The organism is Shewanella sp. FeAMO (assembly GCF_053653955.1).
This window is the reverse complement of the sequence record NZ_CM132201.1, coordinates 1,087,068-1,113,490: the sequence shown is the minus strand read 5'-3', so window position 1 is coordinate 1,113,490 and position 26,423 is coordinate 1,087,068. Positions and strand designations below refer to the sequence as shown.

At 54.4% G+C, this 26,423-nt stretch carries 23 protein-coding genes; 15 read left to right on the top strand and 8 right to left on the bottom strand.

The window, feature by feature from the left end; genetic code table 11:
- The first annotated feature begins 19 nt into the window (after positions 1-19).
- From lpoB to ACWAU4_RS04955, 4 genes are all read left to right on the top strand, one after another.
- Entirely contained in the window at positions 20-613 is a 594-nt protein-coding gene (gene lpoB / locus ACWAU4_RS04970; RefSeq protein WP_186295249.1) for a penicillin-binding protein activator LpoB, read from the top strand.
- A 213-nt stretch (positions 614-826) separates the two neighbouring features.
- Entirely contained in the window at positions 827-3,472 is a 2,646-nt protein-coding gene (pepN, locus tag ACWAU4_RS04965) for an aminopeptidase N (protein ID WP_412522403.1), read from the top strand.
- Between the two features lie 97 nt (positions 3,473-3,569).
- A complete protein-coding gene (locus tag ACWAU4_RS04960) occupies positions 3,570-3,782 on the top strand; it encodes a coiled-coil domain-containing protein (protein ID WP_025886971.1) in 213 nt (70 codons plus the stop codon).
- A gap of 185 nt (positions 3,783-3,967) precedes the next feature.
- Positions 3,968-5,257 (top strand): glycerophosphodiester phosphodiesterase family protein, encoded by a 1,290-nt coding sequence (locus tag ACWAU4_RS04955; RefSeq protein ID WP_454290465.1) that lies wholly within the window; start codon positions 3,968-3,970, stop codon positions 5,255-5,257.
- Between the two features lie 67 nt (positions 5,258-5,324).
- Here ACWAU4_RS04955 and ACWAU4_RS04950 read toward each other — a convergent pair whose 3' ends face one another.
- Positions 5,325-5,891, bottom strand: coding sequence for a phosphoribosyltransferase (locus tag ACWAU4_RS04950; protein ID WP_025011535.1), 567 nt, complete (start codon positions 5,889-5,891; stop codon positions 5,325-5,327).
- Between the two features lie 411 nt (positions 5,892-6,302).
- Here ACWAU4_RS04950 and ACWAU4_RS04945 point away from each other — a divergent pair, with 411 nt between their 5' ends.
- From ACWAU4_RS04945 to ACWAU4_RS04930, 4 genes are all read left to right on the top strand, one after another.
- The gene (locus ACWAU4_RS04945) at positions 6,303-7,028 is read left to right on the top strand and encodes a basic amino acid ABC transporter substrate-binding protein (protein ID WP_208126095.1); all 726 of its coding nucleotides are present in this window, start codon (positions 6,303-6,305) and stop codon (positions 7,026-7,028) included.
- Positions 7,029-7,034: 6 nt separating this feature from the next.
- Complete coding sequence (locus tag ACWAU4_RS04940; RefSeq protein WP_208125589.1) at positions 7,035-7,712, top strand: amino acid ABC transporter permease; 678 nt, start codon at positions 7,035-7,037, stop codon at positions 7,710-7,712.
- The gene (locus ACWAU4_RS04935) at positions 7,705-8,430 is read left to right on the top strand and encodes an amino acid ABC transporter ATP-binding protein (protein WP_025886969.1); all 726 of its coding nucleotides are present in this window, start codon (positions 7,705-7,707) and stop codon (positions 8,428-8,430) included. The genes ACWAU4_RS04940 and ACWAU4_RS04935 overlap by 8 nt, the downstream gene beginning before the upstream one ends.
- Positions 8,431-8,528: 98 nt before the next feature.
- Positions 8,529-10,094, top strand: coding sequence for a CehA/McbA family metallohydrolase domain-containing protein (locus tag ACWAU4_RS04930; protein WP_208125588.1), 1,566 nt, complete (start codon positions 8,529-8,531; stop codon positions 10,092-10,094).
- 13 nt (positions 10,095-10,107) lie between these two features.
- Here ACWAU4_RS04930 and ACWAU4_RS04925 read toward each other — a convergent pair whose 3' ends face one another.
- Both ACWAU4_RS04925 and ACWAU4_RS04920 read right to left on the bottom strand, forming a co-directional pair.
- Positions 10,108-10,854 carry an RES family NAD+ phosphorylase gene (locus tag ACWAU4_RS04925; protein WP_045283715.1) on the bottom strand — a complete coding sequence of 249 codons (747 nt, stop codon included), beginning with the start codon at positions 10,852-10,854 and terminating at the stop codon, positions 10,108-10,110.
- Positions 10,855-10,890: 36 nt separating this feature from the next.
- Positions 10,891-11,253, bottom strand: a complete 363-nt coding sequence (locus tag ACWAU4_RS04920; protein ID WP_025011540.1) for an MbcA/ParS/Xre antitoxin family protein — start codon at positions 11,251-11,253, stop codon at positions 10,891-10,893.
- A 232-nt stretch (positions 11,254-11,485) separates the two neighbouring features.
- Here ACWAU4_RS04920 and ACWAU4_RS04915 point away from each other — a divergent pair, with 232 nt between their 5' ends.
- From ACWAU4_RS04915 to ACWAU4_RS04905, 3 genes are all read left to right on the top strand, one after another.
- The gene (locus tag ACWAU4_RS04915; protein WP_025886967.1) at positions 11,486-12,139 is read left to right on the top strand and encodes an oxygen-insensitive NAD(P)H nitroreductase; all 654 of its coding nucleotides are present in this window, start codon (positions 11,486-11,488) and stop codon (positions 12,137-12,139) included.
- Between the two features lie 130 nt (positions 12,140-12,269).
- Positions 12,270-12,911: a DNA-J related domain-containing protein gene (locus ACWAU4_RS04910; RefSeq protein WP_025886966.1), complete on the top strand. Its 642-nt coding sequence runs from the start codon at positions 12,270-12,272 to the stop codon at positions 12,909-12,911.
- Between the two features lie 140 nt (positions 12,912-13,051).
- Positions 13,052-13,789 carry a DsbA family protein gene (locus ACWAU4_RS04905; protein WP_123115805.1) on the top strand — a complete coding sequence of 246 codons (738 nt, stop codon included), beginning with the start codon at positions 13,052-13,054 and terminating at the stop codon, positions 13,787-13,789.
- 368 nt (positions 13,790-14,157) lie between these two features.
- On the opposite strand, the gene mrcB is transcribed toward ACWAU4_RS04905, so the two are convergent.
- The 3 genes from mrcB to ACWAU4_RS04890 form a co-directional block, all read right to left on the bottom strand.
- Positions 14,158-16,485 carry a penicillin-binding protein 1B gene (gene mrcB / locus ACWAU4_RS04900; protein WP_109248964.1) on the bottom strand — a complete coding sequence of 776 codons (2,328 nt, stop codon included), beginning with the start codon at positions 16,483-16,485 and terminating at the stop codon, positions 14,158-14,160.
- A gap of 17 nt (positions 16,486-16,502) precedes the next feature.
- On the bottom strand, positions 16,503-19,055 hold the full coding sequence (hrpB, locus tag ACWAU4_RS04895; protein WP_208193994.1) for an ATP-dependent helicase HrpB: 2,553 nt from the start codon (positions 19,053-19,055) through the stop codon (positions 16,503-16,505).
- A 135-nt stretch (positions 19,056-19,190) separates the two neighbouring features.
- Positions 19,191-21,380, bottom strand: coding sequence for a putative bifunctional diguanylate cyclase/phosphodiesterase (locus ACWAU4_RS04890; protein ID WP_208125586.1), 2,190 nt, complete (start codon positions 21,378-21,380; stop codon positions 19,191-19,193).
- A gap of 142 nt (positions 21,381-21,522) precedes the next feature.
- On the opposite strand from ACWAU4_RS04890, the gene thpR reads away from it, so the two are divergent.
- Complete coding sequence (thpR, locus tag ACWAU4_RS04885; RefSeq protein ID WP_208125585.1) at positions 21,523-22,071, top strand: RNA 2',3'-cyclic phosphodiesterase; 549 nt, start codon at positions 21,523-21,525, stop codon at positions 22,069-22,071.
- 1 nt (position 22,072) lies between these two features.
- Here thpR and ACWAU4_RS04880 read toward each other — a convergent pair whose 3' ends face one another.
- Together ACWAU4_RS04880 and pepB are read right to left on the bottom strand one after the other, a co-directional pair.
- Positions 22,073-22,531, bottom strand: a complete 459-nt coding sequence (locus ACWAU4_RS04880) for a GNAT family N-acetyltransferase (protein ID WP_208125584.1) — start codon at positions 22,529-22,531, stop codon at positions 22,073-22,075.
- A gap of 92 nt (positions 22,532-22,623) precedes the next feature.
- Positions 22,624-23,901: an aminopeptidase PepB gene (pepB, locus tag ACWAU4_RS04875; RefSeq protein ID WP_208125583.1), complete on the bottom strand. Its 1,278-nt coding sequence runs from the start codon at positions 23,899-23,901 to the stop codon at positions 22,624-22,626.
- Positions 23,902-24,063: 162 nt separating this feature from the next.
- Between pepB and sfsA the strand changes: the two genes are divergently transcribed.
- From sfsA to gluQRS, 3 genes are all read left to right on the top strand, one after another.
- Entirely contained in the window at positions 24,064-24,786 is a 723-nt protein-coding gene (sfsA, locus tag ACWAU4_RS04870; RefSeq protein ID WP_025010052.1) for a DNA/RNA nuclease SfsA, read from the top strand.
- Positions 24,787-24,936: 150 nt separating this feature from the next.
- Positions 24,937-25,380 (top strand): RNA polymerase-binding protein DksA, encoded by a 444-nt coding sequence (gene dksA / locus ACWAU4_RS04865; RefSeq protein ID WP_025010051.1) that lies wholly within the window; start codon positions 24,937-24,939, stop codon positions 25,378-25,380.
- A 67-nt stretch (positions 25,381-25,447) separates the two neighbouring features.
- The gene (gene gluQRS / locus ACWAU4_RS04860; protein WP_208125582.1) at positions 25,448-26,317 is read left to right on the top strand and encodes a tRNA glutamyl-Q(34) synthetase GluQRS; all 870 of its coding nucleotides are present in this window, start codon (positions 25,448-25,450) and stop codon (positions 26,315-26,317) included.
- Positions 26,318-26,423 lie beyond the last annotated feature (106 nt).

The window sequence follows — 26,423 nt, the reverse complement described above, 5'->3', positions numbered from 1 at the left end:
CCTTGAAATGGAACTGACTATGAAACACTTGAAGCTGATACTGATACTGGCAATGGCTCTGGGCATGGCAGCCTGTCAATCCAAAGTGGAATACGGTGATGCCACTGAGGTAGAGACAGTGAATGAAAACTTCGGTTCGACAGATCTGCAAGCCATTGCCGCCAAAATGGTCGACAGCATGCTGACTTTCCCGCCTGTGGTGGCCATGACAGCCAACGACAGACCTATCATCTTTGTCGACAAGATCAAGAACAAGACCTCTGAGCATATAGATACTGAGTCAGTGACCGACTCCATCAGCAACAAGCTGCTGCGCTCAGGCAAGTTCCGTTTTATCGATATGACCAAGGTGGATTCAGTGCGTAAGCAACTGGACTACCAGAACAACGCCGGCATGGTTGACCCATCCACCGCCATCAAGTTCGGTCGTCAGATAGGCGCTCAATACATGCTCTACGGCAACCTTTCCAGCATAGTCAAACAAGATGGCAGCACCCGTGATGTCTACTACAAGATGACCATGCGCCTGATGGATCTGGAAACCGGCTTGATCGAATGGTCCGATGAAAAAGAGATCCGCAAAGTGAAGTCCAAGTCCTTCCTCGGGCTCTAACCAAATCTAACGCTCCTTCCCAAAAGCCGCTGTCACAGCGGCTTTTTTGTAACATTTCTCCTTTGTTCTTTGTCGGCAAATAGCGTAATTTATGCCGCGGGCGCCAAGCCTGACAGGGTATTAACCCTAGGTGTATCCCTCCCCTTTCATTCCAGTTGTGAGGGAAAACACCGACACCCAATGGTAAAACAATAAAAAGCAAGGAATCTGTTTGTGAAATCTCTTCCCCGGTTGTTTGGTCTTAGCCTGTTGGCTGCCGGACTGCTATCACTCAGCGGCTGCAGCAGCACTCAATCCTCTACCGGTGTGCGGGATGGCAGCGGCTATATCAGTGAGCAACAGGCGATGGCTCGCTCTGCCAGAGTCAGCAATGTCAGCTATGAACTGGACTTTACCTTGGATGGCAGCGAGCGATTTGCCAACCGCACCCTGGTACGTTTCAGTCTCAGCGATAACCAACAGCCCCTGACACTGGACTTGAGCGAGGCGCAGATCATCAGCCTTAAGATCAACGGCCACAGGCTCTATCCCAAATACAATGGCGCCTATCTGGAGATCAATGCCAAGTTGCTGCTCATAGGCGACAATGAGATAGAAGTCAGCTTCACACGCCAGCATTCCAGCAATGGTGAAGGACTGCATCGCTTTGTGGATCCCGTCGATGGCAAGGTCTATCTCTACTCCCACTTTGAGCCCGCCGCCGCGCAGCAGATGTTTGCCGTATTCGACCAACCGGATCTCAAGGCCAGCTACAAGTTAACTGTCAGAGCCCCCAAAGACTGGCAGGTGATCAGCGCCACCCAAGAATTGAGTGTGACCCCGGAGGGTGACAGCCAGCTATGGCAGTTTCCGGCAACACCCAAGTTGAGCCCCTACAACTTTTCCATGCATGCAGGCCCTTACCATGTCTGGCAAGACAACAGCGGCAAATACCCCATGCGCCTGTTTGCCCGCCAATCAGTGGCGGCCCAGGTCAATGCCGCCGACTGGTTCAGATACACAGACGCCGGGCTTAAGTTTTTTGACGACTATTTCGGTATCAACTACCCCTTTAAAAAATACGATCAACTACTGGTGCCTGACTTCCTCTATGGTGCCATGGAAAATGCCGCCGCCATCACCTTTGCCGAAGGGCGTTTTCTTGGCAGTGGTGAGATGACAGCCAATCAGCGCCAGCGCTTGGCGTCTGTGATCATGCATGAAATGGCGCACCAGTGGTTTGGCGATCTGGTGACCATGAAATGGTGGAACGGTCTGTGGCTCAATGAAAGCTTCGCCTCCTTCATGGGCATGCTGGCGAGCGCCGAAGCCACTGAGTTTGACAATACCTGGCGCAGTTTTTACGCCAAGGGCAAACAGAGTGCCTATCAACAGGACTCTGGCGTTACCACCCACCCCATAGAAGTGCCAGTGGCCAGCAGTGCCAACGCCTTCGATAATATCGACGCCATCACTTACCAGAAAGGGGCCGCGGTTCTCATTCAACTGCGCCACCTGCTTGGGGAGCAAACCTTCCGCCGTGGCGTCAGTGAATACCTCAAACGCTACTCCTGGCAAAACGCCACACTGGAAGACTTCATTACCAGTCTCGGCCAGGCCGCCAAGCGGGATCTGAGCCAATGGACCCGGGATTGGCTCTACAGCGCCGGTGTCAACAGCCTCAAGGCCGAGTTCCAGTGCCAAGATGGCCGCATCAGCGAATTTGCTCTGTTGCAGTCGGCAAGCGATCCGGCCTATCCGACTCTCAGAGAGCAAAAAGTTCAGTTGGCCTTACTGAGCAAGGGCCGCCATGAGATGCACCTGCTGCAAACTCTGGCCGTTACCTACCAAGGTGAAAAGACCTTGGTGCCGCAACTTAAAGGCGCGTCCTGTCCTGATTTGGTTTATCCCAACTATCAGGACTGGGGCTATGTCAAAGTCGAGCTCGACCCACGCTCGTTCGATACCGCCTTCAATCACCTGGCCAAGGTAGAAGATCCCCTGCTGCGCGCGATGCTCTGGCAAAGCCTGTGGGACAGTGTCCAGAGCGGTAACTTGCCCTTGAACAAGTATCTGGAAACAGTGCTTATCAATGCTCCCAAAGAGAGCGATTACACCCTGCTGGGGCAAATTCTCGGCAATATGCGCTACAGCAAGGCCTTGCTCGAGTCGATGGCTCCCATTCACTCGGCCTATGCCGAGCGCGCCATCAGAGCGCTGGCGCAGATGAGCCTGCGTCTGACCATGCAAAACGCGGATAATAAAGATCTGCAGCGGCGCTGGTTCGATGCCTATGTGGACTTTGCCCGCGACGGGGACTCGCTGGATCACCTGCTGTCACTGCTGCAAGGCCACAGCAAGATAAGGGGAGTGGAGCTGGATCAAGATACCCGCTGGCAGCTTATCTATCAGTTGAACCGTTACGATTACCCCACCAGCAAACTTCTGTTGCAGCAAGAAGCCAAGCTTGATAACAGCGACTCGGGGCAAAAGGCGGCCATCGCCGCCGAAGTGGTGCGCCCGGAAACTGCCGGTAAACGCCGCTGGCTGGAGAAAATCAACCATTCGGCGCTGCCGTTTGCCAAGCTGAGGGTGGCAATGGAAAACCTCTATCCCAGCAGCCAAGGGCAACTCCAGGCCAGCACCGCAGAGCAGCGCTTGAGTCAGCTGGCCACCCTGGACGCCGAAAAAGGCCCGGTATTTATGCGCAGTTACGCACCGGCATTATTACCGCGTCAATGCAGTCATGCCTCAGTACTGCAGCTCGAAAAAGCCTTACAGGCCAACCCTGAGCTATCGGCCATGACCCAGCGTAATCTCAAGCAAGCCATAGAGAGAGAGCAGCGCTGCGTACTGATAAAAGATACCCTGAAACCTTAGCAGAAAGACAGAACAAGGGCCTCAATGAGGCCCTTGATTTTCCTGTCCCCCTATACTGTGCCAGAATGTTCAACATGCTTAACATCAAGGAGTCGTTATGGGATTAATCAGTCTGATGCTTGTGATAGTCATAGGCATTTTTGCGGTGATACTCATCAAGGATTACAACCGCAAGCAGCAATACCACCAAAATGGCGAAGTTGAAAAACTGCAACGGGAAGTGGATGAATTGAGGCAGCGAATTGCCAATCTGGAAACCATAGTCACGGACAAAAGCTACGATCTGAAGGACAAGATCAATCGGCTCTAAGACTAACGCAATAGGTTTCTCTTCAGTATATCCGGAACAAGATACTGTATTAATTAAGTTAATTGTCATGATTTTGCTATCCGACTGTCATCAACCGTCTTTAGCTTAAGCGGCCTGTTTATGACTAAATACTATTCTCGCCAAGTGAGTAAACTCCTGTGCGAAATAGTATAAGGATCTGCTTAATGAAGGCTTTTCACTCCAAAACAACGTCGGTATTACTTGGCTCTGTACTGTTTGGCCTGTTGCTCGGTGGCTGCAACAGCAATGACAACAACGCCAATACTTCAACCCCGACACAGGATCAGCAGGAGAAAGTTGGCGCCAATCTGGGCCCCCGCCCCCTGTTTCTGGTAAATGACATGGATGAAGGGCCGCTCAAAGATAAACTGGCACAATGCAGCCAGGGGCCCTTTTATCGCACCGACTTCAGCATAGGCCACCGCGGCGCCTCCATGCAGTTCCCTGAGCACACCAAAGAAGCCTATTTGGCAGCTATAGATGCCGGTGCCGGAATAGTGGAATGCGATGTCACCTTCACCGCCGATAAACAGTTGGTTTGTCGGCACTCCCAATGCGATCTGGCCACAACCACCAATATCCTGGGTATCCCTGAGTTGACAGCCAAATGCCGTCAGCCTTTCTCTCCCGCCGATGCTGCCAATGGTGTTAACGCCAGCGCCGAGTGCTGTACCAGTGATATAACCCTGGACGAATTCAAACAGCTTTGCGGCAAGATGGATGGCTTTAATCCCAAGGCCACCACGGCGCATGAATTTATGGAGGGCACTCCTGCCTGGCGCACTGATCTCTACGCCAGTTGTGGCACATTGATGACCCACGCCGAGAGCATAGCTCTGTTTAAAGAAGCCAAGGTCAAGATGACGCCTGAACTCAAGTCCGCCAGTGTGCCCATGCCCTTCGATGGCTTTAGCCAACAGGACTATGCTCAGAAGATGATCGACGAATATCAGGCCGCCGGGGTACCGGCAAAAGATGTCTATCCCCAGTCATTTAATCTGGAGGATGTGCAATACTGGTTGGCCAATAACGCCGATTTTGGCAAGCAGGCCGTCTATCTGGATGACAGGTATGACTCAGACAGCAGCTTTAACCCCAATGATTTGGCCCATTGGCAGGCCGATATGCAAAGGCTCAAGGCGCTGGGAGTCGAAATCATTGCGCCGCCCTTGTGGGTATTGGTGGCTCTGGATGACAGCGGCAAGATAGTTCCCTCGGCCTATGCTCTGGCGGCCAAGGAAGCCGGGCTTAAAATAATCACTTGGTCACTGGAACGCTCTGGCCCCCTGGCGCAAGGCGGTGGTTGGTACTATCAGAGCATCAGCGATGGCATCAACAACGATGGCGATGTCTATCAACTGTTGGATGTACTGGCCAAAGAGGTAGAGGTCTTGGGAGTCTTCTCCGATTGGCCGGCAACTGTGACTTATTACGCCAACTGCATGGACATATAACGAGTGTGAGCAACAAAGAGGGCGCCCATTGGCGCCCTCTTCAGTATTTGATGATAGAAACCCTTTATCAGAGGAACAACTCTTTGATATTTCTCAAATCGCCCTTACCTTCAGCCAGCTCTTGCGGGCTCAAACCGGAAACTTCATGGGGGAATACCAACCATTCATCCGAGGCATGGATATAGTAGTCAGGCTTCAGTGGCACCGCAGTGTTTTGTGGCTTGTAGTAAGGACAAGCGATACGGATATCCTTGGGCATGTTCAGTCGCATCAGCTGACCGAGTTTCTCCTTCAGTGCAAAGATACTGCGGCCGGAGTCAAAAACATCATCAACAATCAGCAAACCATCATCGGCATTGGCATTTTCAACAATGTAGTGCAGACCATGAACCTTGATCTCCTTGCTCTGCTTGTCTGTGCCTATGCCGTAGTAGGATGAAGTACGCACCGCAATATGGTCGGTCTCCACTTTTTTGAAGTCGAAAAACTCCTGTACCGCAATCCCTATTGGGGCGCCGCCACGCCAGATCCCAACAATAAACTGTGGCCGAAAGCCACTGTCATAGACCTGTGCTGCCAGACGAAATGAGTCCTCCAGCAATTCCTGTGCGGTAATAAAGCGTTTTTCTGTCATAGGTATGCGACCCCATCTTGTTCTATTTTGTGTGCTTCGCTGTCTGCTTTTGGCAGGTACTGAATTGGAGGCCGGTTCCAAAATCCGGAGTGGCTTCCACCATTGTAGGCAGGCAGAGGATTTTGGGCGCGCATTTTATAACAAATTTTTCTTTGGCGCTGTGCCAAATGCACATTCTTGTGTCTCAGGCGACAAAAAATCTTCTCCAGTCGCTCAGCTCTAGTTGAGCAATATCTACTTTATTCACTTAAGCATGTTCAATTAATAAATAACAAACTAATTAACAAAGATTTTCTAACAAGACAAAACCAGCAAGTGAATAATTAGTCATTTTTTATGATTAGTTATTGATTGATGCGTTAGAACTGGCTATAGTGCCAGCCATACGGTTCTTCAAGAGTATCTTCAATGATGAAAAAATCCCTGCTTCTGGCCACTGTCACGGCTTTGCTGTTGACCGGCTGCGGTAAAGATCAAGATGTACTGGTCGTCGGTACCAATGCTGCCTTCCCTCCATTTGAATATATGGGGGGCGCCAATGGTGATGAGGTAAAAGGGCTGGATATCGATATTGCCAAGGCGATTGCCGCCGACGCCGGTAAAACTCTCAAGGTAGAAAACCTCAAGTTCGACTCTCTGATAGTGGCGCTGAACTCAGGCAAAATCGATTTTATCGCCTCCGGCATGACAATCACGGATGAGCGGCAAAAGAGCGTCAACTTCTCCACGCCTTACTACGAAGCCACCCAAGTGGTGATAGTCAATCAGGACAGCCAGATATTCAACACTCCGGCGGATCTTGCCGGCAAGAAGATTGCGGTGCAGCTGGGCTCTACCGGCGACATCATGGCCAAGGAACTCAAGGCCGAAGTCGTGGCCTTCAATACGGGTTTTGAAGCCTTTATGGAGCTGAAAAACCACAAGGTAGACCTGGTACTGTTCGACAGCCAACCGGCGGCCACTTATCTGGCCAAGAACCCCACTCTCAAACAACTGGATATCGACTTCTCACCCGAGTTTTACGGTATTGCAGTCTCCAAGAATAAACCCGAACTGCTCGGCCAGATCAATGCCACCCTGTCACGGCTGCAAAGCTCAGGTGAATACCAACAACTCCTTGAAAAGTATCAGAAGTAATCTTAGATGGATGCAATAATCTCTTCGCTGTTTACCCCCATAGGGGAAGACGGCATGATCGGTATTTTGCTGATCCTAAACGGCCTCAAGGTCACCTTGACTGTGACCTTCTTCGCCATGATCCTCGGCGCCATTCTCGGGGTGCTCACCACCTTGATGGGCATGTCCGAGCGCTGGTATCTGCGCTGGCCGGCCAAGCTGTATGTCGGGGTGATCCGCGGTACCCCTGTGGTGGTTCAACTGGTAATCCTCTACTTTATCGTGTTGGCCGCCATGGATGTCGACAAGGTGACCGCCGCCATCATCGCCTTTGGCCTCAACAGTGGCGCCTATATCAGTGAGATCATCCGTGCCGGCATCCAGGCGGTCGACAAGGGCCAGGCCGAGGCCGCCCGCTCTCTGGGGATGAGCCATTCACTGACCATGCGTGAGGTGGTGTTGCCGCAGGCAATCAAGAATATTCTGCCGGCGCTCGGCAATGAATTTATCGTGCTTTTGAAAGAAACGGCCGTCATCGGCTTTATCGGTGGTGTGGATCTGATGCGTGCCGGTGAAATCATCCGCAGCCGAACCTTTGAAGATGTGGTGCCGCTGCTGACTTGTGCCCTTATCTATCTGTTGTTGACCTACAGCTTCACCTGGCTGTTGGGTAAGTTTGAAACGAGGCTGAAACAAAGTGATTGAGATAACCAACCTGCATAAGTACTACGGCAAACTGGAAGTACTCAAGGGCATAGATCAGCATATCGCCAAGGGAGAAGTGGTCAGTATCATAGGCCCAAGTGGTAGTGGCAAGAGTACTTTTCTTCGCTGTATCAACCTTTTGGAGCAACCGACTGAAGGCGAAATACGGATAGCCGGTGAATCGATAACGGCTCCGGGGGCCTGTGTCGACAAGCTCAGACAGAAAGTGGGCATGGTATTCCAGCACTTTAACCTGTTTCCCCACAAGACAGTGTTGGCCAACCTGACGCTGGCACCGGTCAAGCTGGGGTTGATGAGTTCGGCCGAGGCCGAAGCCAAGGCTTTGGGACTGCTGGGTAAGGTTGGCCTGGCAGATAAGAAAGATGCCTATCCATCCAGTCTGTCCGGCGGCCAGAAACAGAGGGTGGCCATTGCCAGAGCCCTGACCATGTCTCCCGAACTGATGCTGTTTGACGAACCCACTTCGGCGCTGGATCCGGAAATGGTCGGCGATGTGCTGGACGTGATGCAATCTTTGGCTCGCGACGGCATGACCATGGTGATAGTCACTCACGAAATGGGATTCGCCCGCGAGGTGTCTGACAGGGTGATCTTCATGGATGAAGGAGTGATCCAGGAAGCGGGCACGCCGGAGCAGATCTTCAATGCGCCGCAAAATCCCCGTACTCAAGGCTTCCTTGCCAAGGTGCTGCGCTGATCACAGGGTAACTTTTTAGTACAAAAGTGCCATAAATCTGCCATCTTTGTTCTCTATGTTGGGTGCTTTCCCAAACGCCCAATATAGAGAGGTTATTCGTGCGTCAATCCCATCAAGTCGCAGCATTGTCACTGCTGTCTCTGGCCCTGCTGGCCGGCTGTAACTCAGATAACGACACTCAAACTCCCGAGCCGGTAACGGGTCGCTGGCTCAAAGGCGATCTTCATGTTCACACTGCGGTTTCCCAGGATGCCAGAGAGACCCAGGCCGATATTCTCAAGTGGGGCTTCGAGGACTTTGGTCTGGATTATATGAGCCTGACCAACCATATGCGCAACAACAGCCAGGACAATGAAGATAACGATCTAGGCGGCATTCTCTTCTATGATGCCCTCACCCGCTACGAAAAACCCGGACTCGCCAGCCTGATGCCCAACTACCCGGGCAAGTTGGTTTACTCCGGCTTTGAGTGGGATATGCCGACTCATGAACACTTCAATATCGCCATCTTGGCCGATGAACAGCAGACTCTGGATGCGATTAAAACCTTTGAGTACAGCTTCAGCGCCAAGAATGAGCCGGAGGATTTCGCAGCCGAAGATCTCGCCGCCTGGGAGGCCGCCGGCGTCAAGCGTCAGAATCAAACCCATGCAGATGCCGTAGCGGCGCTCGCCTGGCTGCAGCAACACTTCCCCAAACAGAGCTACGGCATGCTCAATCACCCCAGACGCTATCTCGACAGCTACACCATAGCCGAAGTCAGGGAGCTTCACGATGCCGCGCCTGAGGTCTTCTTCCTGGTGGAAGGCATGGTTGGCGGCCAGTTCAGTGGCAACCGCGGTGACTACGGTGACAGATCGAGCGGTGTTTACGGCGGTGTCGATCCCGTCGTGGCCGAAGTCGGCGGTTGGTGGGATGCGCTGCTGGGCGAAGGGCGCAGGATTTGGAACATGGGCAACTCGGATATTCACTTCAAGACCAGGCCACCTTACGCCAGCAGTTATTATCCCGGCGAATACGCCAAGAATTACACCTGGGTTGAGGGTGAAGGCACCCAGGCCCTGCTGGAAGGGCTACGCTCGGGGAACAGCTTTGCGGTATTTGGCGATCTCATCGATGGGCTGGATTTCCAGATGAATACAGGTGATCAAACCATCACTATGGGACAAACCTTGAGCGCCAAGGCCGGTGACAAGGTCACTATCAAAATCAGGTTCCGCAGCCCTGAGCTGAATAACAAGGAAAGCGATATCGGCAATGAACACTACGCCGGCATTAATCCGGGAGTACATCATATCGATTTGATTGCCGGCGATATCGGTGAGCGGGCCAAGCCGGGAACGGCTGCCTGGCAAAAGGAAACCAACGACAGCACCCGGGTGATCAAGTCATTCACCCAGGCCGACTGGCAAAAAGACAGCGATGGCTTCTACAACATGAGCTTCAGCTTTATCGCCGATGGCAAGCAGTATTTCCGCCTGCGTGGTACTAACCTGGATTACAACGTCAGCGGCTTGACCAACAAGGGCACACCTCTGCGTTCAGAGGTGTTGCCACAGGCCGAAGGGGAGCAGGTGCAGCAATGGTACAACGACATCAATGAGCGTAACTACGGCGATCTCTGGTTCTATTCCAACCCGCTGTTTATCACCACGCAATCCTGACTAAGTTCTGCACTCAGGCAGGACGCGGCAACTGCCCGTCCTGCAAAAAGTCTTTTAAAAACCAGGTCAATGGCATGCTACGGCTATTACGACGACTGAAAGCCACCTTGGCGGCCGAGCTTTGGCAGATCCAGTATTCACACTCCTGCGGCTCGGTTGATTGCAATACCAAAGGATCGTGCAGCGCCAGATTAACGCCCTCTTCGGCTCTGGCCGAAGTGTAGCGGATCATCTGCGCCTGCTGTTGCAGCAGCCAGGCCCCCATAGCCTGGGTATAGGTATAGTTCGACTTGTGAGTCAGTTGCTGCTGCACTTCCTGCCCCTGCAATAGCGTCAGGTCGGCACAATCGCGGGCATTGATATCCACAGAGTACAGCATATGCTCAGAGCGCAGCGGCTCCAGATAAGGCTCCAGCATGTCTGCCATAAAGACAAAACGATAGTAAGCAACTTCGGCCAAACAGGTCTGCCAGGATTCACTGGCATAAAAGAAGCTTTCCATTGTGATACTGCCAAAGCGCGAGCCATGGCGCAGCGGCGGATAACGAAACGGGGTCTTGAGCAGATAATGCAAGTGCTCTGTTCCACTTCGGTAAGGCGGTTTAACCTCATCGAGCAGAGACTCAAGCAGCATCTGTTCGTCAAAATCATCCACCAGGCTCAGGGTGGCGGCTTCTTCCTGGGACTCGACCAGGCGATAACCGCGGCCAAGGTAGGGGCGAGGGAAAAAGTCCTGCGGCTCTAACGCGCTAAAATCCATTTTCAGTTATTTGTCTCCTGTCACCGGCTATGGCTGTCAGACCTTGCCTCGCATCGCATCCAGATATTGGTTAACACTCACCAGGCCAACCACGGTTTGCAATAAAGTCTTGGGGGTCCCATTCAGCGCCTTGTTGGGGCTGTTGAGCCAGTGACGCATAAAGGCTTTTTCACCACCCGCTATGGCATACAACGAGCGATACAGGCGGATAAGCTGCAACTGCAGCTCCCCCTGCTTGGAATCGGGTTTAAACCCCTTGCCGCTGTTACGGCTCAAGGTGCTGGGATTAACACCTATGATACGGCTGGCCTCGGCCTGGGTAAGTTGTAACTCGCTGCAAGCATTGGAAAACGCCTTGAATAATACCTCGGCTGCATTGGCTTTCTCTAGGGTATTCATCTTTGCTGCTCCGCCATAAACCTGTCCATATATTAACCAAGATATACAGCAAACGCAATTTAATAGCCAACAAACATGCAAACGCAATCTTGTTGGCACCGAGAGGTGGTTCCCCACCAGCGTACTTTCAATTTATTTTTGATATAGCTTGCAGCAGAAACACTGTTGTAAAGCGCAACAGAGATCGTAGAATGCCAAAACAATTTCAGCCTCATTTGTCCGGAGCAGTGACATGACAGATCTGACATACCTTGCCAAAAAGCGCTATACCACCAAGGCTTTTGATCCCAACAAGAAGATCCCCCAGGATAAAATTGAAGATCTGCAGAGTCTGCTGCAGTTCAGCCCCTCCTCGGTGAACTCCCAGCCATGGCACTTTGTACTGGCCGCGACAGATGAAGGCAAAGCCAAAATTGCCGAGTCTACTGCAGACTATGGCTTCAACACGCCAAAGATCCTCAACGCTTCCCACGTGGTAGTACTCTGTACCCGCAACAACATGGACGAAGCCCATCTGCTGCGTCTGCTTGAGCAAGAAGATGCCGATGGCCGCTTCGCCGACGAAAACGCCAAGCAAGGCCAACACAACGGCCGCTCTTTCTTCACCAATATGCACAAGTTCGAACTTAAGGATCTGCAGCACTGGATGGAGAAACAAACCTATCTGGCGCTGGGTACTCTACTGCTGGGCGCCAGCGTATTGGACATAGATGCAACCCCTATTGAAGGCTTCGATGCCAGCAAACTCAATCAGGTTTTGGGTCTGAGAGAACAGGGCCTGACCGCCAGCGTGGTTGTGGCTCTTGGCTACCATGACGAGTCTGACTTCAACGCCAAGTTGCCCAAATCTCGCCTGCCTCAGGAAGAGCTGTTTACCAAGATCTAACGAGGAACGAGTTTGCATCATCCCTTTCAGAACCCGGCTCCACGCCGGGTTCCATTATTTTCACCTTGCACCCACGGACACCTGTGGCATAGTAGATTTTATCGTCAGTTCAGGATGAATGATTGCTACCATGCTGCTTGCCAAACCCGCGCTGGCCCAGCCAGAGACCACTGAGGTCAAGCCGACCCGACTCAAGGGCGATAACCCGCTTATCTGGCCGCTGCTCAGCTTGCTCAAACGCAGCAACCGCTCCTGGAAGGTGCATCACCTCGCCACCGAATTACAACAGCAGGGACTGATGCACGACTTGGATCCTCTGCCCGAGAAAGATCTGTTCAAACGCAACTTCCTGTTGATGAATGCCCTCTATGAACTGCAACACATGCTGTTGCCGGGCCAATGGCTGCAGGTACAGGCCATGGATATCATATTGCTGCGGATCCCACCGGCCAATGTGCTGCAACTGCAACAGGGTGACTCAGCGCTTAGAGACTACTACCTCGACTGGAACAACTACGACACCTGCGTCAATGTTGTTCGTGAGATGCTGGAGTCCTTCTGGAACAGTTATCAGGATTATATTGGCGTGCGTCCCGGCCGTTTTGCCCAACGAGAGGCACTGCGGGTATTGGAGCTGGAAGCCGACGCCAGCGACAAGGAGATCCGTCGCCAGTGGCGTAAACTGGCGCTGAAGTGGCACCCGGACAGGCAAGGTGGTGATGCCGCCAAATTCAGACAGATCTGCGAAGCCTGGCAAGCCCTGCGAGGTTGAATAACCAGGCAAACCGTCAAAGCTTAGCCTCGCTCACAGAAATGGCCGCCAAAGGTGCCGACGCTTAAGTCATAATTAAGCCAGTCACATTAACCTGACAGCAAAGGGCGCTGCGCCCGGTCAATTCTGAGGAGATTATTTTGCTCAAGCCACTGGTTGCCGCAATGGCACTTACCCTGATCCCGCTGGCCGCCAACGCCGCCGACTTTATCGAAGGTAAACACTATACCCAGATAGCCAAGAAAGGCAGTGAAGAACCCAAACTCACCGAGTTCTACTCTTTCTATTGTCATAACTGCTTCAGCATGGAAACCCAGTATCTGCCGGACATCAAGGCTGGTCTCAATAAAGAAGTCAGCTTTGACAGCAAGCATGTCGACTTTATGAACAGCGATCTGGGCACTGAGGTGATGAAGTCTCTGGCCATCATGCAGGAGCTGGGCGCGACTGATAAGCTGGTTCATCCTATGTTTGCCGCCATTCAGGGCGAGGAAGGGGCCCATGGCCATGACCATTCCGCCCCTGGACACAAGCACACCTCTGCCATCAATAGCCGCGACGATATCAAGCAATTGTTTGCCGCCAACGGCGTCGATGTCAGCCAGTACGATGCCTTGGCCGACAGCAAGAAAATCAATGATGTCATCGCCCTGTGGCGTAAGCAGCAGAATGAATTTGCCATCCAGAGCGTGCCAAGCTTCGTGGTAAACGACAAATATCTGGTTAACCTGGGAGAAATTCGCACCTTGGGCGAACTGACCGATCTGATCAATTTCCTGGCTACCGAAAAAGATGCCAAGCAAGATGAAGGCGGCAGTCTGGGTTGGTTGTTCCTGGCCTTTGCCGGTGTCGCCGCCGTCACCAGACGTCGCCGCTGAAATCAGACGGTATAGCGATAAAGCGCGATATTCTCAAACAAGTCAAAGGCCACCCGGAGGTGGCCTTTTTGCTATCTAGTGTCTATTAGGGAAGGTGCGAATAAGTCCTCGTGGCACTCTGGCTTGCACAACAATTGGCGTTCAAGGCATCTGACTGAAGGCATGCCGGGGCCTGTCGAAGTCGGATAACGCAGAGAGCCGGTTGCTGTGAAAGCCCCGAAGGGCGTGGCTTACAGGCCTGCCTGCTGTGTTGTGCCTCTTGCAAAGGGCTAAGGCCATTTGCTGCGAACCACGCCTTGCATCCAGGCCCGTAAGCCGACGCAGAGCACACATGGGACTTGTTCACACCTTCCTTAGCCTCTACACGGTTAACCACCGAGGATCCGCTTCCACCAAGGCAGAGGTTCACCGCAGTTGGGCGCCGGGTGATAACTGTCGGCCAGCGCAGGTACCGCCACCACATTACGGCAATCGGCTTGTTTCGCCGCGCCTGTATCCCGGTCGAAATAGCCCTGCACCACGCCGTTGACCGGCGGCAACCTCAGCCCCAGTGGCGGCCGCTCGGCGAGGAAGCGTTGATAAACCGTCATGGCACCACTGCTGCCATAGAACTGGGTCTTGCCGTTGTCATCGCGGCCAACCCAAACGGCGGCAACGTTACGCTCGTCAAACCCGGCAAACCAGGAGTCGCGGCGGTCGTTGCTGGTGCCCGTCTTGCCCGCCAGCATCACGCCGGGGAAGGCCGCTCCTAGACGCGAAGCCGTGCCGGACTCCACCACCTTGGTCATGGCGTACTGCACCAGATAGTTGGCCGCAGGCGTTATCGCCTCATGGCGTGGCATACTGGCCACAGGCAGGGGCTGGTTGTCGCTGTCCAGCACGGCAGTCACCGCATTGAGCTGACGATAACGGCCACCGTCCGCCAGGGTCTGATATACCTGCGCCACCATCAAGGGGGAACCGTTCACGGCGCCGAGCAACATGGAAGGATAAGCCGATACAGCTTCATTCCAGCCGGCCTCTTTTAGCGTCGCGGCCACGGCATCGACACCGACATTCATCCCCAAATTAACGGTCGGCACATTCATCGATTTCTTGAACGCCGTCAACAGTGGCACCTGGCCACGGAACTTACGATCCACATTCTGTGGCGACCAGGTCTTGCCCTGCTCATTCTTGAGGGTAATGGCCTCATCTTTGAGGGGGCTGGCGAGATTGAACTTGCTGCCCTGAGCCAGCGCCGTGGCATAAACAAACGGCTTGACCAGTGAACCTATGGGACGGCGAATTTCCACCGCCCGGTTGAAACCCTCGTAGCCCGGCACCTTGTCGCCCACCATGGCGGCGATCCCGGCGCTGTACTTGTCGGTCACCACCATGCCTACCTGCAACTCTTTATCTTTCTTGCCAAGCTCCTTCAGGGTTCGCTCAACGGCGTTTTCGGCGGCTTCCTGTGCCATGGGGTCCAAGGTGGTATAGACCTTGACACCGGACTGCTTCAGCAGCGCCGCACCGTAGCGATCCTTGAGTTCCTGTTTGACCACGGCAAAGAAGGCCGGCAGTTTCTGGTGCACAGGTTTGTCCGAGCGCCTTAATCCCAGCGGCGACTCCGCTGCCGCCTTGTATTGGTCGACAGAAATTTTGCTGCCTTCCATCAACAGCCGGAGCACCAGATCGCGCCGCTCCTGAGCCCTGTCAGGATAGCGCCAGGGGTTGTAGTAAGATGGCCCCTTGATAGCGGCGACCAGGAAGGCTTGCTGCGCCAGGGTCAGCTCTCCTACGGGGCGGCCAAAATAGAATTGCGATGCCAGCCCCATGCCATGCACGGCTCTGGATTTGTCCTGTCCCATGTAGACCTCATTGAGATAGGCCTCGAGGATTTCATCCTTGCTGTAACGAAAATCGATAATCAGCGCCATCAAGGCCTCTCTGGCCTTACGGATCAAGGAGCGCTCGCTGGAGAGGAAGAAGTTCTTCGCCAGCTGCTGGGTCAGGGTAGAGCCGCCCTGTACCGTGCGACCGGCGCTGATATTGACCAGCAGGGCACGGGCGATGGCAAAGGGGTTCACCCCGTGGTGCTCATAGAAGCTGCGGTCTTCCACCAGAATAAGCGCTTCGACTATGTTTTCGGGGATCTGTTCGGTTGGTACAAAAAGCCTGTCCTCACCATCGCCGGCGATGATCCTGTCCAGCAGTACAGGTTCGAGATGAAACACCGCCAGTTGGCGTTTGTCGCTCATGCGCGCCACTGAAGTGACGCCGTTGGAGTCGAAACTTATCATCACCCGCTGCTCTGCCTGGCTACCCTCAGGATGCAGGAAGGGGCGACGCCACAGCTCGATTCGGGTACTGGAGGCAGAAAACTCCCCCACCTGGCGCGGATTGGCCACCTTGCGATAGCCCAGCAGCTTAAGTTCGGCCATCAGCTGGGCATGGCTCACCGCCGCCCCGGGATAGAGTGCCATGGAGCGACTGAACACCTGCGCCGGCAGGTGCCACTTCTGCCCTTCAAACTTACGGGCGATGATCTGATCCAGGTAGATACAATAGATAGTCAACGCCGCTACCAGAATAAGGGCCAGCTTCCAGGTTATCGACCATAACCTGCGACATAGCCCGGGGTTTTGCTGCGCCGGCTTGCTCTTGCTGCTGGTTTTTCTGGTACTTTTTTTCGTGGTACTTTTCTTGGTGGTCATGCTTATCCCAAAATTTACTACTGGATATTCAAGGTCTTTTTCTTGGTGAATTTAGTCGGCAAAGTATTGGCCGGGTCGTCGGGCCACAGGTGTTTAGGGTAGCGCCCACGCATCTCTTTTTTCACTTCGACATAGGGTCCTTGCCAAAAACTGGCCAGATCGGCCGTCAGCGCCAAAGGGCGCTGCGCCGGAGACAAGAGTTCCATGATTACGGTCAACTCCCCTTGCAGTAGCCGCGGGCTTTCGGCCATGCCCAGCGCTTCCTGCAGACGCACACTCAGCAGCGCCCGACCGCCGGCATCATAGCGGATCGGTGCCCGGGTGCCCGTGGCCATTTTCCAATGACTCGGCAGCCATTCATTCAGTGTCTGCTGCGCCTGCCACTCGAGGCGATTGAGCAACAGCTGCTTGATATCCAATGCCATTAATCCCTTTAGCTGCTTGATATCGCTCAAAAATGGTTCCAACCACTCCTCGAGAGAATCCAGCAGCGCCGGATCGCTGTTGTCCGGAAATAGGTTCGGATCTTTGGATCTTGCCAGTGCCAGCCTGAACTGGAGCTGCCTGACATCCTCATCCATATTGAGCAGTGCCAAGCCTTTACTGCGCAGCAGCACCATAATCGCCTGAGCCCTCAGCTTGGGATCCGCCTCTTTCTCGGCCTCCCGCTTGAGTACTATCTCCCCCAGACGCAGTTGGCGCTCGGCAAAGAAACGTCCCTTGGACTCATCCCAGCCCGCCTGCTGTTGCCAGGTACAGAGAAAGGCCAGCTCATTTTCCAGCAACCCCGCCGGTAATTCGGCCGCCAGATAGATGCGGCCGGCGCTGCGGCCCTCGGTCTCCAGGTAATCGGCCACCACCAGAAACTCGCAGCCGCTGAGGCTGTCACTGGCATCGAGCACCACGCCACTGCCATTGGCCAGCTGATAGCCCTCGACGCCTCTTGCCTTGGCTATCCTGTCAGGAAATGCCAGCGCCAACAACAGGGCGCAATCGGCACGATTCGCCAATTTCAGAAAATCCGCCGCCTTGCCGTTAAGCCCTAAGCGTCTGAGCCAGTTGCCGACTTGTCTGGCTTCAAGGCCTTGAGTGGCCTGAGAAAGTTTATCCATGATATCGGCGTTGTTACCCGCAAGGCTTCTGGCCTCCAATAAGGCAGCCAGCAGACAAGCCAGACCGGCTAGTTCGGGTTCGCCGCGCGCCTGCCCCAAACTCTGCGCCCGGAGCAGCATGTGCGCCAACCGTGGCTGCGCCCCCAGTGCATAGGCCGCGCGGCCATGGGCGGTAAGCTTACGTTGCGGGTCTACCAATTGCAGCGACTGCAACAGCTGCCAGGCCACCGCCTCATTGGCTCTGGCCGGTGGCGTCAGTAAAGGCAAGTCACTGAGGCTGCGCACACCCCAGCAGGCCGCATCCAGGGCCATGGAGAGCAAGTCGGCATGCAAGAGTTCCGGTTCATCCGTCTGCGGCAAGCGGCCGTGCTCCTCCTGGCCCCAAAGCCTTAAGCAGAAACCCGCACTGGTGCGCCCAGCCCGCCCGGCTCTTTGAGTGGCCGATGCCTGGCTGATACGCTTGAGTCCCAAACGGGTAACGCCGCTGCGGGGGTTGAAACTGGCTTGGCGCTTGTAACCACTGTCCACCACCAGAGTAATCCCCTCTATGGTCAGACTGGATTCCGCCAGGTTGGTGGACAGCACCAGCTTACGCTCACCGGCATTGGCCGGGGCAATCGCCGCATCCTGCTCTTTGGCACTCAGTGAGCCGTAGAGAGGACAAATGCGCACATTGGCCGCAACTCTGGATTGCAGATAGTGCTTGAGGCGCTGAATTTCCCCCTGTCCCGGCAGGAAGGCGAGTATCGAGCCCTGTTGCTGCGCTTCGCTAACCCCCAAAGCACTGGCCTGTTGAGGGTCCAGCAGCGCCAGCAACTGCCGCCCCATATGTTCAAGCCAAGGTGCCATGCCAGAGCCGGAACCCGAACCGCTGCGCCTCTGCGCCGAAGCGGCGCTGTAGGCGATAGTCACAGGGTAGCTGCGGCCCTCACTGGCAAGCAGCTTGGCATCCGGCATCAAGGTTTGTAACGGCAGGCCTTCGAGCGTTGCCGACATGGCCAGCAAGTGTAAATCGTCCCGCAATGAGGCCTGCACTTCCAGTGCCAGCGCTAGACCGAGATCTGTGCTCAGATGGCGCTCATGGATCTCATCGAAAATGATCATGGCAACGCCCTTGAGCTCAGGGTCCTGCTGGATCATGCGGGTCAGTACCCCCTCGGTGATGATCTCGAGTCGGGTGTTGCCGCTGACCTGACTCTCACCGCGAACCCTGAACCCCACCTCTTGCCCCAGTGCCTGCCCTCTTTGGCGCGCCAAAAAGCCGGCGATGGCCCGCGCCGCAACCCGTCTGGGCTCCAACATGAGGATCTTGCCGTCGATTTCCGGCCAGTCGAGCAGTGCCAAGGGCAGCGCGGTGGATTTACCGGCTCCGGTAGGCGCCTCGAGGATAACTTGCCGACAAGTGGCCAAGGTTTGGCGCAGTTGAGGCAACAGGGATTGAATGGGTAAGTCGTTCAAGATTCAGGGCATGGCTTACAAAAACAGGCGCTCAGTGTAACCAGTTTCAGCCGCCGTGGCTAACAGGAAGGCCCTGAGCATGTCCTGCAAACTACACCAGGTATCCTGATGCCAGTCTGTGCCGGCCTGTATGAATCAATAAGCATTGGCACAACTGCGGTTGGACTCACTCAGCTCAAGTAAGGGCCTGGGCTTGCCTATGGCGTAGCCCTGAGCATAATCCACCCCCAGCTCCTGCAGTTTCGCCACTATGGCCTCGGTTTCCACAAACTCGGCAATAGTTTGAAACGCCATCTGCCTCCCCAACTGGCACATGGCGGCAATAATCGCCTGATCCGCTTTGTCTTCACAGAGATTGAGCACAAACTGGCCGTCAATCTTCACATAATCCACCGCCAACTGTTTAAGGTAAGCAAAAGAGGAAAAGCCGGCGCCAAAGTCATCCATCGCCAGCTTACAACCCAGGGGTTTAAGCAGCTCAATCAACCTGTGGGCCTGCTCTAGCTGGCTGAGAACCGAAGTTTCGGTGATTTCGATACACAGCTTATCGACCAATTCGGGTTCGGCCAGCAGGCGCATCTCAAGCCAGTCCATAAACTCGTCATCCTCGAGCGAGGATGCCGAAAGGTTCAGCGACACCAAAGACAGGGATTGCCACAACTCAAGATGCCTATTGCCCCAGAGCAGCAGATGATCTATCACCCAGCGATCCACTCTGGACGCCAAGTTATAACGCTCGGCCGCTGGCAGAAATATCGCCGGAGACAGCATCTCCCCCTTCTCCTGATACATACGCAGCAAGATCTCCAGATGCATGCCGCTATCTGTAGCTTCCAGCGGGCGGATCTCCTGGAAATAGAGCTCAAATCTGTCATTGGCAAGGGCACCGAGGACATCGACCGAGGCGGTCATTTCGCTGTAGAGCCGCTTGAGGCGGGGATCGCTGCTGTCGTAGAGTAACCAGCCGTTGCGCCCCTGCTCCTTGGCCAGTCGGCAGGCGGCATCGGCCTGGCCCATGACGGTATAGATGTCCTGGGCTGCCGGATCCAACTGGGCTATGCCTATGCTGGCCGAGACCCCGTGTTTGCGGTTTTCCCAGTTGAATTCGTGATTGAACAGCTGCTGACAGATACGCTCGGCAATATGTTTGGCCGACTCTGGGTTGCAAAAATGCATCAGGATCCCGAACTCATCGCCGCCGAGCCTGGCCACCACATCCCCCTTGCGCACCAGTTGCTTGAGCCGCTGCGCCACCTGACACAAGAGCCTGTCACCCGCGATATGACCGCTGACATTGTTGATCACCCGAAACTGATCCAGATCCACAAAGGCAATACACACAGGCGGCGCCTGTTCCTCGCCGAGCACTTTGGCCAGCAGGGCTTCAAAATGCACCCGGTTGGGCAGGCCGGTCAGCGCATCATAATTGGCGTGAAATGACAGCTCGCTGGCCAATCTGTGGCGTTCACTGACATCCTCGGCCATCAGCACCAAAGTACGCTTATCAGCCTTACTGCGGCTGAAACTGAGTTTTTGCCAGCAGAGCTCCTGTCCATGCAGAAAACCAACCTCACACCAAGCCTGATTCAATACCCCATCGCGTACCACGGCCAGGGTATCGAGCAAAATCCCCTTGTCATCCTCACGCACCAACGCCAGCAGATCCTTGCTGTCACCGGCCACCAGCGTCTGCTTGGCTATCCGGTTCATCATGGTCAGTTGGTTACTGCTGTCCAACTGCCCGCAAGCCAGGGGTAACTGTTGGAACAGCTCCTGATACTTGCGCTCACTGGCCAGCAGCGCCAAGGCGATGCGGGTCAGCTCCATCGCCGAACCTATCATGGCGGCAGCATGGCTGAGTTCATTGATAAAATCTTCCTGCCAGCGCTTTTCGCCGCCGCATTGCAGGGCGCCAACGGCGATATGGGTATCTCCCAGATGCAGTGGCGGCAGCACCAACAGGCTGCGTACCTGCCACTGGCGTAAGAAGCGTTTCTCTTCCTGAGCTTCCTTGGGAAGCTCTTCAATACTGTCCAAGGTCAGGAGTTTGGGGTGGCGTAACAGATTGCGAAAAAAAGGCATGTTCCCCAGCCCCCATTCCCGGGAAGCTTGCTGAGTCTTGAATTGGGGTTTGAGGTAGAGATTGCGGGTCTTGAGTCGCCCCGGTGTCTTACCGGCCGCCAGCACAAACACCCCGTCACAATCCAATTGTCGGGTGATGATCTCCAGGGCGCGATCAACATTCTGCTCCAGGGTGATCAGCGGAGAATCGCTGAAGACATCCACCAGAGCATGTTGTAATTGATTGGCAAGACTCGCGGGCATAATGGGGTCATTTCCTTACGACTGTTTTTGATCCGAAGAATCCATCCGATACCATTGCTTTTCATTCTCACCGAGTGAATCGACTCCTGTGTACAATGGTACAAGTCACAGTATAGGCCAAGGTCTTAACCGGGAACGAAAAATGAGCTCAATTACGCCTAAAAGGCTATTTCTGGGATTCGCGCCAACCACGGCAGAAAGAGTGAGCTTGCTGACGTTGCAGCAAGCTTGTGAACAAGCTGATGAACCGTCAGCCCCCGGTCTCAAGAAAATGACTGAGGCCAATCTGCACCTTACCCTGGCGTTTCTCGGCCAGGTGACGGCAGAACAGCATGGGGATTTACTCGCTGCCATTCCCGGCTTGCCCTTGAAACGCTTTCGGGTGCGGCTCGAGCATCTCTGTTTCTGGCCCGGGCCGAAAATACTCTGCCTGGCCGGCACAGCCGAGGATCCGGCACTGATGGCGCTTGCCGGGGCGGCGCAACAACTGGCGACAAACCTTGGGCTGCATAGCAGCGAATATGATTACCGCCCCCATATCACCTTGATGCGAAGGGCCGGCAACCTACCGAAACTCGAACATATTCCGATTATCGATTTAACGCCAAGCGAGCTGCAACTCTACGAGTCTTTGAGTACTCCAACCGGCGTCGAGTACCGGATATTGGCCAGTTGGCCGTTAAGCGACTGAATCACTTAAGCGCCTTGTGCATCACCACGCAGTCGAGCACTATACCTCTTGGGGAGTGGTATTGGCTTATCCCCTCACCGCAAAAGCCACAGCTACGATAGAAGTCGGCGGCATTGAGGGTAGACTCCAGCGTCAGCGCAGTCACGCCTCTTTCACGCGCCAAAGACTCGAGATGAGCGAGCAAGTCACGCCCGAGCCCTTGGCCCATGGCTTGTGGATGCACGAACAGGGCTTCAATTCGGTTGTTATCCAGCATGCCGGTCGCCAGTATTTTTCCCTGATGTTCGATTAGATAAAAGTCTCTCTCCACCATGGTGATAAAGACAGAGGGCATCTCGCCTTGGGTCCAAATTCTGAGCTCTGCCTTTGTGTAAAACCCCTGGCAACCGGCCTGAATAGCCAGATTACGGATATCCCAGGCAGTTTGTGCGTCTTCCTTTCTTGCCTTGCGTAACTTCATCCTGCACTTCCCTTTGTTGAAAAAATAGCGATACACCGGCATTAAAAAGCCGCCCAGTGGGCGGCTTGGTTTGGGCTTTAATTCCCTATGACTCAGTCCGCCAACAGTTCGGCTATGGTCAACATACCATGAGTCGTGGCGCCTGCAGCCCAAAGGGCTGAAGCATTGTCTTCAAATGCGGCGGCCAGATCGATATGCAGCCAATCCACACCTTCATTGACAAAACGCCACAGGAAACCGGCGGCATTGGAAGCGCCACCGGCGCCGCCACCTTTTACCGGGCGGCTGTTGGCGGTATCGGCATAGGCAGAAGGGCACATCTCTTTATGCCAAGGCTCCAGCGGCAAAGGCCAAACATTTTCAGCCACTAGAGCCGCCTTTTGCTGCGTCAACGCCAGCAGTGACTGGCTGGGGGAGAAAATGGCGTTATAGTTGCGGCCAACGGCCATCACAGCGGCGCCGGTCAGGGTGGCGGCATCGATAACCCGAGTCGCACCGCTGGCGCAGGCGGCCTGCAGACCATCGGCCAGCACCAAGCGTCCCTCGGCATCGGTATTGACCACTTCAACCGTGGTGCCGTTCTTGTAGGTCAGTATGTCTCCCAGCTTATAGGCACGACCACTTATGAGGTTCTCGGCGCAGCAGAGGTAGAGTTTGACCCGCTTGTCGAGACCGTTCTGAATCGCCAGCCCCAGCGCCGCAGTAACAGTTGCCGCGCCGCCCATATCCGCCTTCATGCCCAGCATGCCTTCGGAAGCCTTGATGCTGTAACCGCCTGAGTCAAAGGTGATCCCCTTACCTACCAGCGCGACGGACACGGGAGCATCTTCACCCAGAGGGTTGAAGTCCAGTTCCAGCAATGCAGGTGGCCTTTCGCTGCCGCGGCCAACCGCATGAATGCCTATCCACTGCTCCTGCAACAAGGCCTCCCCTTCAACTATCCGGTAGCTGACCTTGTCACCGCCGAGTTCGGCCAGCCAATTGGCAGCCTGCTGCGCCAGTTTCAGTGGTGGCAGGTTTTCCGGGGTTTCATTGATAAGACTGCGGGCAAACGATGCGCTGTAAGCCCTGCTGGTCAGCGCGCCCTTGAGTGCCTCATCACCGGCCCACTGGATCTCATGTCCGCCTTTGGCAGTGACAAAGCCCTGGGCAAAGGCCCACTGACTGTTGAGGTCCCACCCCTCTCCCACCAAAGACACTTGATTGATCCCCTGGTTACGCAGCTTGCGGGCGGCCATCTGGATTTGCCGCAGAACATCGTTTCCCTGCAGGTGGATCTGAGCCTGCTCAGCATTGTAGGTTACATCGGCTTTGCCCCAATGGGCCGCAGGGGCCTCATGGGTCAGCACTATCTTCATGGATTGACTCATTTCGATTCCTTCTTCTTTATGCAGTGAGCGCCTTCGCGCCACAATTGGTCCCAGTGTACTGCATTCCTGCCCGGCACTTGAAGCCCCGCGCCGAATGAGAATTGTTGCCAACTGTAAAGCCTGCTAGGCTTTGGGGTTTTCAACAACTTCAGGGAGATGGGGATGGAGTTTATCCCGCCACTGCAATCCGGCATTTTGATCCAAAGGTATAAACGCTTTCTGGCCGATGTCAGGCTGGATGATGGCACTGAGATTACCCTGCACTGCCCCAATACGGGTTCAATGAAGAACTGCCAGTTCCCCGGCGAGCGGGTTTGGTTCTCCTGTTCGGACAATCCCAAGCGTAAATACGCCCACACCTGGGAGCTGATGCAAACCCCTGAAGGCGACCTGATCGGTGTCAACACAGGGCGGGCCAACGCTCTGGTAGAGGAAGGGATCCAAACGGGTGTCATCAAGGAACTGCAGGGGTACCAAAACCTCAAGCGGGAAGTGAAGTACGGTGATGAAAACAGCCGTATCGATATCTTTCTCAGCGAAGGGGCAGAGGCTGATTGCTATATCGAAGTGAAGAACACCACACTCTTGGAAGAGGGTCATGGTTACTTTCCCGATGCTGTCACCAGCCGTGGTCAAAAACACTTGCGGGAACTGATGTCAGTGGTCAAAAGTGGCCAACGTGGGGTATTGGTGTTTTTAGTGCAACATACAGGGATAAAAACCGTATCAGCGGCCCGCCATATAGATTCAAAATATGCCGACTTATTGAACGAAGCCATAGATGCCGGGGTCGAAGTACTGGCCTATGCCACAAGCCTTTCACCTGAAGGCTTCTGGGTGGAATCAAGGCTCGAATTTGTTCGTCAGACAAGCCCCAAAAAGTGATAAAAAGTTGATTTAATCGGGTTTAGCAGACATATTCAAATAATTAGCAATAAGTAAATCGAAATATTTGCCTAGGTAGAGAGATTCTGATATAGATAGCGGCCGTTCATAAGAATGCCCTACGACGCAAATGGAAACAGGAGATGCGTTATGCCTGAAGGCACTAAAAAACTTGGTGTACTCGCTATCGCTGGTGTAGACCCTTACCAGGAAAAACCCGGTGAGGAGTACATGAACTCACAACAACTGAGCCACTTCAAGACCATTCTTGAAGCATGGAGGAATCAGTTGCGTCAAGAGGTGGATCGCACTCTTACCCATATGCAGGATGAAGCTGCAAACTTCCCGGATCCGGTTGACCGTGCCGCCCAGGAAGAAGAGTTCAGCCTCGAACTGCGCGCCCGCGACCGCGAACGTAAGCTGATCAAGAAGATCGAAAAGACACTGCAGAAAATTGAAGAAGATGACTTCGGTTTCTGCGAATCCTGCGGCGTCGAAATCGGCATCCGTCGTCTGGAAGCCAGACCGACAGCCGATCTGTGTATCGACTGCAAAACGCTGGCAGAGATCAAAGAAAAACAGATGGCAGGTTAATCTAATCTGCCGCAGCGCGGGGCCAAGTGTTACACTGGCCCCGCGTTTTTTTGTCACTCAGCCCTTGATGAACAACACTTCCTACATAGGCCGTTTCGCCCCCTCGCCTTCAGGCTCTTTGCATTTCGGCTCTCTTGTTGCCGCCCTCGGCAGTTATCTACGCGCCCGCTCAAAGCAAGGGCAGTGGTTGCTGCGAATAGAAGATATCGACCCCCCGAGAGAAGTCAGCGGCGCAGCCGATGACATAATGCGCACCCTGGAAGCCTTCGGCTTGCACTGGGATGGCGAAGTGCTGTACCAGAGCCGGCGTCTGCAAGACTATCAGCAACATATTGATGCCTTACTGGAATCCAATCAGGCCTACTATTGTCAGTGCACCCGCAAACAGATCCAGCAAAGAGGTGGTGTTTACGACGGCCGCTGCCGGGAGTTGCAACTCAAGCAAGGTGCCATTCGCATTCACAACCAACTGGCGGTTGCCCGGTTTATCGATGGCCATCTGGGTAAAGTCTGTGTCGACCCAGCCTTCGCCGCAGAAGACTTTATTATCAAGCGCAGCGATGGCCTGTACGCCTATCAACTGGCGGTGGTACTGGACGACGCCTTTCAAGGCATCACTGAGATAGTCCGCGGCGCCGACCTCTTGGAGGCCAGTTGCCGACAGATAAGCCTGTTTCGCCAATTCGGATTTCAGGAACCGAGCTTTTTTCATCTGCCACTGGCCAGCACCCAGGCAGGGCTCAAGCTTTCCAAGCAAAACCATGCCACACCGGTGGATAAACGCCATCCACAACCGGCGATGCTGGCGGCACTCGAGTTTCTCGGCCAGACGGCTGTCACGCCCCAAGCCGATGTGACTCAGATGTTGGCCCAGGCGGTGGCTCAGTTTGATCCAGACAGCATTCCCAAGCAGACAGAGATCCTCATCGGCCGCTGATATACTCATCGCCTGCTATTTGGTATATCATAGCCGCCAGTTTTTAACCCTTATTTTGCGTTAACGTTCCGAGGTGTCCCATTTTTCGCCGTATCAGTCAGTTTTG